Here is a 12,041-nt window from a genome sequence, read left to right as displayed (position 1 = left end):
AACAGAAAACTTGAGTTATCGCAGATAAAAACCATCCTGAAAATCCCTGGCGCTTAATCCATTCCAGGTAGCCGTCCCTTATTTTCAGCAACAGGAGGAAGTACCGAAAAGAAAGCTGTTAAAAAACCACCCCATGCACAATTGATTTGCCATAGAGACAATCCTTTATCCACTAACCGTAATCTTAACGGAGATATCTCTATGTTTATTAACCGGGTTATTAATGCTGGCTATGCAGAGAAAGTCACTCAGATCATCCGGAAAGCACTTGCACAATATCCATGTATCCTGGCGGTGCTGGTCAATACCTATCAGCCTGATGACAGAGACATTGATATCCCGGCATCGGTGGATTTTTAGGCAGAGAAACTAATATCGCGTTTTATGGATTCGTTAAAAATTAAAGCCCATCTCCACCGGACAGTACGCAGCGGCAAGCGCAGCCATGATACTCAGGTACGTTATTTCTGGTGCAGGGAAACAGGCCCGCAAAATGGTCATGCGCATTACCATATGCTGATACTGGTCAATAAAAACACCTTTCACTCACTGGGGAGTTTTCATCGGCAAGGGAATAATCTGGGGAATTATATCATTGAGGCCTGGCTCAGTGGTTTAGGTATCTCGCCTGATATTGTGGCTGACCCGGAACGCTTATACCCCACAGGTGCATTTTCCTGAGTATCCACTCTATCACCTGACACGTAATGCAGGCAGCCAGGCCATATACCGTGCGCTCCAGCCACGGCTCGAATATATCGCCAGGCATTACAGCAAATCCAACTGCCGGGCCGTGCGCTCGGTCGGCTACAGACACGCTAAAGACACCGAATACCGGCTCTCGGCTTACCCTATAGCCGGAAAGAAAGCAGGGTTTCTTTTACTGCCACCCCTTTTAACGCTCATGCACAAAGGCTGCTGCACTCATCTCTGCGGCAGTCAGCTCCTTTCGATAAAGACAAGGAACAAACGACAATAGCTTATAAGGCGATTATAGCGACTGGTTATCCGGGCAGAGCCAAACCATGATACATGCTGACTATGCCAGCTGACATCTCGGTGAATATCTGGTGCTAAGCGTGGCCAAGGTACAGTGTTTCTCCGGGTGTGGTGACTGGGCCATCGTGCCCTGCGCTTCTGGACTGATTGCTCAGCGACCAGAAGAGTGAGGCAAGCCCCCCTCACCGAGTCGCATTGCTGGCCTGGCTGATAAACATTATTTTCTCTATTCCCTCTGCTGGAGGGGCTACTGCTCTTTGAGTGCCAGCGGTTAGTGGACTGACCCCGCCCCGGTAGACGATCCTGCCCTATAGTTTGAGCATAGCAACTGTCCTCGAACCCGATTACGAAGCATGTTGGTGATACAACGGATCCCATGCTTCATTATTTTTCAGCATTGCGTTAAGGATGGTCAGTAGTTTTCTGATGCAGGCGGTCAGTGCAACCTTTTTTGGTTTTCCTGCGGCAACGAGGCGTGTATAGAATTCTTTAATTACTGGGTTGTGCCTCGTCCCGACCAGTGCGGACATATAGAGAGCTGTTCGGACGGAGGCTCGCCCTCCAAATACCGTTCGGCGACCGCGCATTGTGCCGGAATCTCTGTTTACTGGAGCAACCCCAATAAGCGCACTAATTTCACGTCGTGACAACGTTCCAAGCTCCGGAACCTCAGCCAGCAGCACGGCAACAGTCGCTGCACCAACACCTTTAACGGCGCTCAATAATGCAGATAATTCACTGAAATTTTTCGAAATATAGGCTGACATTTCAGCTTCTATACGAGCCATTTCACTTTTTAATACCGAAATAATAAATCTGATACTTTCGTGATTCTGAGGATGCGATGTGACCTGCTCCCCGTTGATTAATACACCGCGATGTTAGTAATGTCTTCATAAGCCACATGAGGACATCCCCATGAAGAAGCGTTTTTCCGACGAACAGATCATCTGTATTCTCCGCGAGGCCGAAGCCGGCGTTTCTGCCCGTGAGCTCTGCCGTAAGCACGCCATTTCCGACGCCACCTTTTACACCTGGCGTAAGAAGTATGGCGGTATGGAGGTGCCTGAGGTTAAGCGCCTGAAGTCTCTTGAGGAAGAGAACGCCAGACTCAAGAAGCTGCTTGCTGAAGCCATGCTGGATAAGGAGGCGCTTCAGGTGGCTCTTGGGCTAAAGTACTGACGACAGACCAGAAGCGGGAAGCCGTGGAAGTCATGTGCGAGGCTAAGGGTCTGTCGCAACGTCGTGCCTGCAGGCTGGCAGGTCTGTCCCTGTCAACCTGCCGATATTCGGCTCAGCGTCCGCCTGCTGACGCGCAGCTGTCTCTACGCATCACAGAGCTGGCACTTGAACGCCGCCGTTTTGGTTACCGGCGTATCTGGCAGCTTCTGCGACGTGAAGGTCTTTGCGTTAACCACAAGCGGGTTTACCGCATCTATCAACTTAATGGCCTGAGTGTAAAACGCAGACGACGTCGTAAAGGGCTGGCAACAGAACGTCTGCCGCTGCTCCGCCCGATGGCGCCCAATCTGACCTGGTCAATGGATTTCGTCATGGACGCACTGGCCACAGGTCGCAGGATCAAGTGCCTGACCTGCGTGGATGATTTCACAAAGGAATGCCTGACGGTCACTGTTGCCTTCGGGATTTCAGGCGTGCAGGTCACGCGTATTCTGGACAGCATTGCGCTGTTTCGCGGCTATCCGGCTACGATAAGAACCGATCAGGGCCCGGAGTTTACCTGCCGCGCACTCGATCAGTGGGCTTTTGAGCATGGTGTGGAGCTGCGACTTATCCAGCCCGGCAAGCCAACGCAGAACGGATTTATTGAGAGTTTTAACGGACGCTTTCGTGATGAATGCCTGAATGAGTACTGGTTCAGCGATATTGTTCACGCCAGGAAGATCATTAATGACTGGCGACTGGATTATAACGAGTGTCGACCACATTCATCACTGAATTACCTGACGCCGGCTGAATTTGCAGCGGGCTGGCGAAACGGGAAATATGAAGAAAAACCAACCGACATTACTAACTGAAGGTTGTATCTAACTCTGGGGGCAGGTCAGCACAACCCTGTCCCGGCGCGTGATAAAGATAACCAGCGCCTGCTGATACTTATCCGCGACTCATATTCCCTGAGCGGAGGAGTATACGGTTACCGGCGGGTTCATGGCGATCTGAACGAAATCGGGGAAGTCTGCGGTAAAAACCGGGTGGACCGCATCATGCAACTGAACCGGATTAAAGCTGTACACGGCTATAAAGCGCCACGTCGTATCGCCGGCAGACCTTCAGTGGTTGCTCCTAATCGCGTGCAGCGGCAGTTCACCGTTGTCCGGGCCAATCAGGTCTGGGTCACCGACATTACTTATATCCGCACCTGGCAGGGATGGTTGTATCTGGCGGTGGTTATCGATCTCTTCGCCCGTAACGTGGTTGGCTGGTCGATGAAACCCACTCTCTCACGCGAACTGGCGCTCGACGCGCTGATGATGGCGGTCTGGCGCCGAAAACCGGACGGCGAGGTCATCGTACACAGCGATCAAGGTAGTCAGTACGGCAGTGACGACTGGCAGCGCTTCTGCCGGGCCAATAACCTTGACCTGGCACCGAGCATGAGCCGGCGTGGCAACTGCCAGGATAATGCGGTGACCGAATCGTTCTTCAGTTCACTGAAAAAAGAAGTAAGCGTGCAGCGAGAACCGTATTGACGGGGATGTGTTATTCAGTTGGCAGTGCTACGCGCCAGGGGAGTAGTTCGCTGACCCGGTTTATCGGCCAGTCCGCTATGACGTTAAGGACGTGACGGAGGTAGCTTTCTGGCTCCACTCCGTTCAGTTTGCATGTCCCGATCAGGCTGTACAGCAGCGCTCCCCGCTCTCCTCCATGATCCGAACCGAAGAACAGGTAGTTTTTGCGGCCCAGGCTGACCATCCGTAGCGCATTCTCAGCTATGTTGTTATCTGCCTCGGCCCAGCCGTCGTCAGTATAGTAAGCCAGCGCCGGCCACTGGTTCAGTACGTACGTGAACGCTTTCGCCAGTTCTGAGTGTCGCGACAGCGTTTTCACCTTTTCACGCAGCCAGCTTTCCAGGGATTTCAGCCGCGGTTTAGCTTTTTGCTGACGTTCTGCAAGGCGTCGCTTCGCCGGCATTCCCCTTATCTCCGCTTCAACGGCATACAGCTCGCCGATACGCTTCAGGGCTTCATCCGTCAGCGCCGACGGTGTGCGGACGTGCACATCGTGGATTTTACGGCGGGCGTGAGCCCAGCAGGCGGCTTCCGTTATCTGGCCATCGCGGTACAGCTCGTTGAACCCGGCGTACGCATCGGCCTGCAGCACACCACTGAACCCTGCAAGATGGGTCTGAGGGTGGATGCCTTTTCTGTCCGGGCTGTAAGCGAACCACACCGCCGGCGCGACTGCTGATCCAGCGTTGCGGTCATCACGAACATACGTCCACAACCGCCCGGTCTTCGTCTTCTTATTGCCCGGCAGCAGCACCTGGACCGGGGTGTCATCGGCATGGAGTTTACCGTCGGTCAGGACATAGCCCTGAAGCGCCTCTTCCAGCGGTGACAGCAGCCGGCAGCATGCATCCACCCAGCCCGACAGCAGTGAGCGGCTCAGCTCCACACCCTGGCGGCTGTATATTTCTGACTGCCGGTACAGCGGGGTATGTTCTGCATACTTTGAACTCAGCACGCGGGCCAGCAGCCCCGGTCCGGCGATACCCCGCTCGATGGGACGTGAAGGCGCGGGGGCCTGCACGATGGCATCGCACTGAGTACAGGCATGCTTTTCACGTACTGTCCGGATAACCCGGAAGGCGCTGCGCATCAGCTCCAGCTGTTCGGCGGCATCTTCACCCAGGTAACTCAGCGCGCCACCACATTCCGGGCAGCATGACGCTGCCGGCAGCAGCCGTTTTTCGTCACGGGGAAGTGATTCAGGGAACGGTTTGCGGGTACGGGTCTGCCGCAGCGGGCGCTGCACGGCCGGGTCATCCACCCGGCCGGTAAGGGTATCGCTTTCTTTCTGCAACTGCTTAAGGTCGGCTTCCATCTGCGCGATACGGCGGGAGACTTTTTCGGAGCGGCTGCCGAAGTTCATCCGGCGCAGCTTATCCAGTTGCGCCTGCAGGTGATCTATTTCGCGTTCACGCTCGTTCAGCTTTTCCAGAAGGGCACGGTTCAGCGCCTCCTGTTCGGCAAGGAGACGTTTCAGTTCATCGATATCGTCAGGAAGTAAGCTGTTCATACCGGGTATATTACCAGGCTCATTCAGCGTCGACCAGGATAAAGAGGCCTACAACATAGTCAGTGACGTAAGCAGTCTTTTAGGCTGCCGCCAGTCGATACCTTCAAGGAGCATCGCCAGCTGTGCCGGTGTGAGGAACACTTTGCCATCCCGGGCTGACGGCCAGGCGAAGCGGCCGCGCTCCAGCCGTTTGGTCAGCAGACACAGTCCATCGCCGGTAGACCAGAGGAGCTTTACCTGACTGCCATTACGCCCACGGAAGATAAAAACGTGACCTGACATCGGATCGTCTTTCAGCGTCGTCTGCACCTTTGCCGCCAGGCCGTTGAAGCCGTTTCTCATATCGGTGATGCCAGCGACCAGCCAGATCTTTGTCCCTGATGGTAATGGGATCAACGTTTGAGCTCCCGTATCAGCAGGTTCAGGATATTTTCGCTGATGGCACCATTCAGACGGAGTGATCCGTGCCGGAACGTCACTTCACAGCTGATATTGAGTGATTCAGGTGCCGCAGCAGCTACAGGTTGTGACCGGGGGGAGGTTGCAGGGACAACATCTTCGGTATCAAGTGTTATCGGGAGCAGCTCAGGCACGTTGTTTTCTGTTGTTGAAGGAGGACGTAGTTTTCCTTCGCGCCAGTACTGGCGCCACTTGAACAGCAAATTATCGTTGATCCCATGCTCACGAGCGAGTTGCGCTACGGAGATCTCTGGTCGATGCGAGAGTTCAACCATTTTGATTTTGAACTCAACGGGATAATTAGGGCTTTTTTTACGCACTGCGGTTAATGATTTCATGGATAGCGTCCACCATATTTGGTGTCCACTATCCTCTCAGGAATATCAGGATCTGCCAGACGGTGCTGAGACGACGCTTACAAAAAGAACGCATCAGGAAGCGAATATACAAAACCCGGGATCTGGCCCGGGCGGATATCTTCGATTACATTGAAGTGTTCTACAACCGGGCCCGGCGTCACAGCCATCCCGGCGGCGTCAGTCCGGAGGCCTTCGAACAGGCCTCGTCGTGAGGACAGGAAATGTCTACTGTTGTGGGGGCAGTCCAAAAAGGGGCTTATTATTTACGGTTTAATGATAATATTAGAGTAAATCTCCATTGTTTTTGAATTATAGATTCCTATTTTTATATCCTTGATTTTATCTAGCTCTAAATTTATTGCATCACTGTAAGTATACCAATAACCAGCCATGAACACTGCTTGTACTACTGTATCCTTATTGAAGGTCTGTCCGTTTTGCATGAAAACATGCGAGTACAATGCATTTCCATTGTTGAATAATTTATTAATGTCACCGATAATGCGATATACTATTTTCTTGTCCCCAGATATTTTATCGTTTAAAAGGCAAACACTATCAAGTGTAATACCATTAAAAATTGATTGATCCACCTTAATATAACTGCATTTATTAAGTGCCGAGTAATCGAATCCCATTTCTTTTTCTATTATAGAGTTCACACCAAAATGGTGAAGCATGTACGGGTTCTGAAAATTTGGATAACCATCAGTTTTCTTTAGGAGTCTAGGTAAATAGTAATTAGGGATTACAGGGTTTCTGTTACCATTCGAAATTTGCTCGTTCAACATTTCCATTCTAATTTTTTCCTGCTCCCATGTTCTGATAACTGAATGTGTAAAGAAAACATATGATGGAATTAAATAAACAAAACAGAAAGTAGTAATAGATGTGATAACAATCCATTTTGTTATTTTACATGTAATGTCCATTACAGCATAAAAGATGAAAGAAGTTGTTATAAGCAACATAAATAACGTACCACTATAAGCCCTTTCTGGCATGTATGGAGATGCAAGAAACGCTGCGTTGCACATTATTGCTGAAATGAAAAAAAACAATCCGTAAAAGAAGGGCTTTCTGTTTTTTTCTCCAGAAGCAGAATGGCAAAGGGCCATGAAAATTATGACCAAGTAAACCTGCCAGAAACCCATGAATGAATCAGGAAATCTTGTGAATAATTGTAGATCCAACTTACCAACGAATGACAAGGCGTGCCAGTCAGTAAAGGCAAGCGATCTCTTAGCAGATCCTGGGCTTAGTAATAGAACAGCCGAACCAACCAAAAGACCTGTCAGGTAAGGGTACGAGATTTTGAATTTGTTGGTGTGAAAAAAATACCCAATCGTAAGAAGAATCAATACTACAGATGTGTTCTCATTTGAGCAACCAGCCATGAATCCCATAGCTAAAGCAAATGGAATCTTCCATACAGATAGTTTTTCTTTTTGAAGGGAAACTATTACCATAAACAACGCCACGTACATTGACGGCCATAAGTAATTAGCTGCACCTACAAACCAGAAAGATGTCTCAGCCAATGCAGGATTTGCTATCCACATCAAGGTAAAGATAATAATCAATCCAACCGGAGATACGCTAAATTTACCGTGCAATAATGTATATGGAAGAGATGAAATCAGTACCACGATTGTTGTGAATGCCGCAGCATTAAGTCCCATATAAAATGAGTGGTTGGCATACTTAATCATATATGCACTGAAAACGTTTGTAATTACCCTTCCACTCCATTCATTATAGTGCTCCAACTGGGCATGCATGTTGGCTATACCCATGTAGAAGTAGTCATCTGCAAGGTGCGGTACATGCAAGCTTGGAATTAGTACCAGAATGAATATAGCTGCAATAGTCAAAATTGATGAAATCTTCATTTTAACTTAGTGTCCTTTCTTTTAATAAGGTATCTAGGTCTCATTTTGACCTCGTTATAAATTCTGCCAATATACTCCCCTAGCACACCAATTCCTATTAACTGAACTCCGCCAAGAAATAGGATTGATACGACCAGCGACGGATATCCACGAACAGCATTACCAAATGCCAATGTGTCTATAATCATCCACGTGCCATACAGGAATGCTGTTCCGGCCACGATTAGACCGATGTATGACCACATACGTAGAGGAAATGTTGAGAAACTGGTAATCCCCTCAAGAGCCAGATTCCACAACTTCCAACCATTGAATTTTGTACTCCCAGCGACACGCTCTGCACGAGCATATTCAACCACATCAGCACGCCCCCCAACCCAACTTAACACCCCTTTCATGAATAGGCTGCGTTCAGGCATGAGTTTAATATTCTCGACAACCTCGCGAGACATGAGGCGGAAGTCTCCCACGTTCTCCTCAATCTGCGGGTTGCTAATCCTGTTATGCAACTTATAGAACCACTCAGCGGTCTTGCGCTTCAGTCTGCCATCTGTTGAGCGGTCCGTTCGTTTAGCCAGCACCATGTCAGCGCCGGACTGCCATTTTTCTATAAGCTTGGGAATAACTTCAATCGGATCCTGAAGGTCTACGTCAATCGGAATAATTGCTTCACCCGTTGCGTGATCAAGCCCGGCAAAAAGAGCTGGTTCTTTACCAAAATTTCGTGTGAATGATAGCGGGACAATTAGAGGGTCTGATATAGCTAGAGCATTAATGATGGATTCTGTCGCATCTTTGCTACCGTCATTGATAAAGACTATTTCTACTTTGTGCTGTTGAAGCCCGTCAAAATCACGCACAGTTTTATAGAAGATAGGAATTGCTTCCTCTTCGTTAAAAACAGGAACGACCAGAGAAATTTTCATTTCGCATCCCTAAATATAATGAACTTTGAGTATATGAAGCCGGAAATTAGACTGAAACTTGAAAAAACCACTAGTGTAACAACTTTTGGCGCATTAATAATATCAGCGATATATCCGGTTAGACCAGCCACGACGCCCATGAAAGTAACGAACGCGATGTAACGTCGGGAAGTAGGATTACTTTTAAACGTCCATTTTGCATTTGCAAAAAAACTAAACGTTACTGCGATACTGAACGCGATTAAGTTCCCAACGGCCTGTGTAGTACCGAAAAAATACAGAAGTATACCGAAGCATACCCAGTGCAGGGCTGTATTAATCACACCGATGGAAATATAACGACTAAAGAGATTTAACATGATAAGAATCAGTCAGTTCTGAAAGGCAAGCAGTTTAGCACTAATAGTTAACTTTATCTACATGCTCAGGAATCCTGGCCATAGCCCCGCCATAAGCATTATTATTATTGCCCGTCGGTAAATGGCTTTAAGGTGTTTTAGCGGCCTGAAGTACAAAGTTAGACTTTTACTGTCGCGGTCGTAGCTAACTTTACTTGCCCCCAGTTACGCCGTGTTGGTATTGCCCCTATGCCACGTTAACAACGGCCATCGGCGAACTATTCCGGGATGTAACCTACTTCTGGTTAGCTCATTGATTTTTATCGTTGGCAGTTCCGTGCTCCATCGTGGGCGTTGACGAGCAAAATCGCCGGGAGAGCGATTTATAAGCTCGCGCAGCAAGTATTCTGCCAACGTCGATGACGCGCTTACCCCATGTAGCATCAGCGTGACTGTATGATCCTATCCACATAATGTGGAATGACCCTAAGCGAGGTTCTGGTTTTCAAATTGCTTAGGGCTGAGCCCGCCACAGGCACTGCGACGACGCAGCGGCTGTATCACACTCGATATAATTAAATACCGTCGTCCGCATTCTTTCCCGGCTGATAAAGCGTTCCCCGTGGATACATTCCATTTTCAGTGAGTGGAAGAAGCCTTCCGCACACGCATTATCGTAGCAACTGAAGTGGTCAACTAAAACTGGCCACGGCTTTAGAGTTTTTCCAGTATCGTTTTTCCGATTCGTTTGGGGGTAACCCACCGTTATAGTCATGCGGCCTTAGCGAGCTGTAATACCCGACGATATAGTCTGTAATCGCATGAGCAGCTTCGCTAAAGTTTGTATAACCAGTCACTGGCACCCACTCGTTTTTCAGACTTCTGAAGAAGCGTTCCATCGGGCTGTTGTCCCAACAGTTTCCTCGTCGGCTCATACTCTGCCTGATCCGGCAACGCCACAGTAACTGCCGGAACTGCCTGCTTGTATAGTGGCTACCCTGGTCACTGTGGAACATCACTTCGGCTGGTTTACCGCGAGCTTCCCGCGCCATTTCCAGCGCTTTGATGGTCAGCCTGCTGTCGGCGAGAATGACAATGCCCAGCCCACCGGTTTCCTTGCGAACAGATCGAGAACAACTGCCAGGTAAGCCCAACGCTTGCCTGTCCAGATATATGTCACATCACCGCACCACACCTGGTTAGGTTCTGTCACTGCGTACTGTCGCTCAAGGCGATTCGGGATAACGATGTGTTCATGACCACCACGTTTATACCGGTGGGTAGGTTGCTGACAACTCACCAGCTCCAGTTCTTTCATGAGCCTGCCGGCAAGCCAGCGTCCCATTCTGAAGCCTCTCATGGTTGCCATAATCGCGATGCTTCTTGCGCCAGCAGAGCCATGGCTGATGTTATGCAGTTCCAGAACCTGACTACGTAACACAGCTCGCCTGCCATCTGGCTTTTCGGGGCTTTTTTCCCAGTATTTGTAGCTGCTTCGATGAACCCCGAACACGTGGCAGAGTGTGACCACAGGATACTGCGCTCTGAGTTTCCCGATTAACGAGAACTGTTCAGGGAGTCTGACATCAAGAGCGCGGTAGCCTTTTTTAATATATCGTTTTCCATTTCAATGCGTTGTAGCTTTTTCTTCAGCTCACGTATTTCAATTTGTTCCGGGGTTATAGGGGAGGCTTTAGGTATTTTGCCCTGTCGTTCATCCCGCAACTGCTTTACCCATCGCGTCATGGTAGAAAGGCCCACATCCATAGCACTGGCCGCAGCTGCAACGGTGTAGTTCTGATCAAGAACCAGTTGAGCGGATTCGCGTTTAAACTCTGCACTGAAATTTCTTTTTTTCATTGAGGCACCTGTAATGTTCTGAGGTGAGCATATCACCTCTGTTCAGGTGGCCAAATTCAGTAAACCACTTCATTTCGACCATTTCAATTCACCGACAATACCGTACTTGTCTTTCAGACTTTGAACGCGATCATTAAAGATATGCAATGTGTCTTTACGCACACACAGCAAACCAATGCCATAACAGCGGTCACTTCCTGTCGTACCACTCTCATCACCAAAGGCCACGTATTCCATGCACAATACCCACTATTAATTTAATGGATATTTTATGCACAACCCACGCGGCAGGCAACGCCTTAGATTGTCACCTCACGGTCGTTCGCGCTCAAGTCTATTTGGTATCGTGACTGGAATTTCACCACCGTACATCAGGGGAGGGTTAAGGTACACTACCCCATGCAAACAGCCTAAGAATCCCAGCAGGTACATAATGATGCTAATTAATTCCTGTCCGAGCTTGCGATCTATTCCAGGAATCTCATCGGTGACGCTGACCTTCAGTTCTTTACCAACCAATTGGCTGTACGAGGAAACAAAGGACTTGAAAACCTCAGCAGCTCTTGGAGAGTCAATGTTATGTGCCAAGGCATTCCGCAATTTGTTCAATTTATCCAGAGCAGCCCAAACATTTTTAGGGAATTCCATGCCCGGTAAATGAGATCCAAACATCGCATGCACTAGATTCAACTTATGGCTAAAACCGAGCTTAATATTTTCAATCGGGCCGCTATCCCGGCAATGCAATTTCAAAATATCAAAAAGTAATTCCTCAACGAAAAGATGCCCTTTTAGTATGATTGAGGTGGTATCCATACCAGCATGCAGGTGCTTCTCGTACCTTGACCATCTGGCTTCGTAAATGGCTTTAAGCCCTTCCTGTGTGCGCATCGTATTCACTCAGCAGCACCAGTTTTCATGCAGTGTACCAAAGCTATCACATAC

10 protein-coding genes and 7 pseudogenes are annotated in these 12,041 nt (G+C 49.0%); 5 read left to right on the top strand and 12 right to left on the bottom strand.

Annotated elements, in window-relative coordinates:
• The first annotated feature begins 201 nt into the window (after nucleotides 1-201).
• A complete protein-coding gene (locus AB182_RS32535) occupies nucleotides 202-360 on the top strand; it encodes a hypothetical protein (protein ID WP_167337867.1) in 159 nt (52 codons plus the stop codon).
• Between the two features lie 24 nt (nucleotides 361-384).
• Complete coding sequence (locus AB182_RS03980) at nucleotides 385-681, top strand: YagK/YfjJ domain-containing protein (protein ID WP_052958803.1); 297 nt, start codon at nucleotides 385-387, stop codon at nucleotides 679-681.
• Nucleotides 682-1,343: 662 nt separating this feature from the next.
• Here the strand turns inward: AB182_RS03980 and AB182_RS03975 are convergent.
• Nucleotides 1,344-1,844, bottom strand: a pseudogene (locus tag AB182_RS03975) (transposase); the annotation flags it as partial.
• A 73-nt stretch (nucleotides 1,845-1,917) separates the two neighbouring features.
• Here AB182_RS03975 and AB182_RS03965 point away from each other — a divergent pair.
• Both AB182_RS03965 and AB182_RS03960 read left to right on the top strand, forming a co-directional pair.
• Nucleotides 1,918-3,038, top strand: a protein-coding gene (locus tag AB182_RS03965) for an IS3-like element ISKpn34 family transposase (RefSeq protein ID WP_120773466.1) whose coding sequence is annotated in 2 segments (ribosomal slippage) — nucleotides 1,918-2,170 and nucleotides 2,170-3,038 — 1,122 coding nt in all. Because the reading frame shifts where the segments join, the coding sequence is not laid out codon by codon here.
• A gap of 30 nt (nucleotides 3,039-3,068) precedes the next feature.
• Nucleotides 3,069-3,686 (top strand): annotated as a pseudogene (locus AB182_RS03960) (IS3 family transposase); the annotation flags it as partial.
• A gap of 37 nt (nucleotides 3,687-3,723) precedes the next feature.
• On the opposite strand, the gene tnpC reads toward AB182_RS03960, so the two are convergent.
• Genes tnpC through tnpA form a run of 3 tightly spaced genes read right to left on the bottom strand, consistent with a single transcriptional unit; the run spans nucleotide 3,724 to nucleotide 6,059 of the window.
• The gene (gene tnpC / locus AB182_RS03955) at nucleotides 3,724-5,262 is read right to left on the bottom strand and encodes an IS66 family transposase (RefSeq protein ID WP_008786790.1); all 1,539 of its coding nucleotides are present in this window, start codon (nucleotides 5,260-5,262) and stop codon (nucleotides 3,724-3,726) included.
• A 48-nt stretch (nucleotides 5,263-5,310) separates the two neighbouring features.
• Nucleotides 5,311-5,658: an IS66 family insertion sequence element accessory protein TnpB gene (gene tnpB / locus AB182_RS03950; RefSeq protein ID WP_000612626.1), complete on the bottom strand. Its 348-nt coding sequence runs from the start codon at nucleotides 5,656-5,658 to the stop codon at nucleotides 5,311-5,313.
• Nucleotides 5,655-6,059, bottom strand: coding sequence for an IS66-like element accessory protein TnpA (tnpA, locus tag AB182_RS03945; protein ID WP_000839182.1), 405 nt, complete (start codon nucleotides 6,057-6,059; stop codon nucleotides 5,655-5,657). Before tnpA ends, tnpB begins: the two co-directional genes overlap by 4 nt.
• Before the next feature lie 77 nt (nucleotides 6,060-6,136).
• On the opposite strand from tnpA, the pseudogene AB182_RS31760 reads away from it, so the two are divergent.
• Nucleotides 6,137-6,292, top strand: a pseudogene (locus AB182_RS31760) (IS3 family transposase); the annotation flags it as partial.
• Between the two features lie 51 nt (nucleotides 6,293-6,343).
• Here the strand turns inward: AB182_RS31760 and AB182_RS03940 are convergent.
• The 8 genes and pseudogenes from AB182_RS03940 to AB182_RS03915 all read right to left on the bottom strand — a co-directional run bounded on the left by AB182_RS03940 (nucleotide 6,344) and on the right by AB182_RS03915 (nucleotide 11,987).
• Nucleotides 6,344-7,972 (bottom strand): DUF6056 family protein, encoded by a 1,629-nt coding sequence (locus AB182_RS03940; protein WP_047368980.1) that lies wholly within the window; start codon nucleotides 7,970-7,972, stop codon nucleotides 6,344-6,346.
• A complete protein-coding gene (locus tag AB182_RS03935; RefSeq protein WP_047368979.1) occupies nucleotides 7,969-8,898 on the bottom strand; it encodes a glycosyltransferase family 2 protein in 930 nt (309 codons plus the stop codon). Before AB182_RS03935 ends, AB182_RS03940 begins: the two co-directional genes overlap by 4 nt.
• On the bottom strand, nucleotides 8,895-9,257 hold the full coding sequence (locus AB182_RS03930) for a GtrA family protein (protein ID WP_047368978.1): 363 nt from the start codon (nucleotides 9,255-9,257) through the stop codon (nucleotides 8,895-8,897). Before AB182_RS03930 ends, AB182_RS03935 begins: the two co-directional genes overlap by 4 nt.
• 225 nt (nucleotides 9,258-9,482) lie before the next feature.
• Nucleotides 9,483-9,638: pseudogene (locus tag AB182_RS32905) on the bottom strand (IS630 family transposase); the annotation flags it as partial.
• Nucleotides 9,639-9,722: 84 nt separating this feature from the next.
• Nucleotides 9,723-9,918: pseudogene (locus AB182_RS31750) on the bottom strand (IS3 family transposase); the annotation flags it as partial.
• Between the two features lie 10 nt (nucleotides 9,919-9,928).
• A pseudogene (locus AB182_RS31330) lies at nucleotides 9,929-11,096 on the bottom strand (IS3 family transposase).
• A gap of 72 nt (nucleotides 11,097-11,168) precedes the next feature.
• Nucleotides 11,169-11,333, bottom strand: a pseudogene (locus AB182_RS31745) (DUF3800 domain-containing protein); the annotation flags it as partial.
• Between the two features lie 75 nt (nucleotides 11,334-11,408).
• The gene (locus tag AB182_RS03915; protein WP_047368977.1) at nucleotides 11,409-11,987 is read right to left on the bottom strand and encodes a hypothetical protein; all 579 of its coding nucleotides are present in this window, start codon (nucleotides 11,985-11,987) and stop codon (nucleotides 11,409-11,411) included.
• Between the last annotated feature and the right edge of the window lie 54 nt (nucleotides 11,988-12,041).

Source organism: Phytobacter ursingii, from assembly GCF_001022135.1.
GTDB lineage: Bacteria > Pseudomonadota > Gammaproteobacteria > Enterobacterales > Enterobacteriaceae > Phytobacter > Phytobacter ursingii.
Note: the sequence above shows the minus strand (reverse complement) of the source record. Positions and strands in the feature narration are given on the sequence as shown.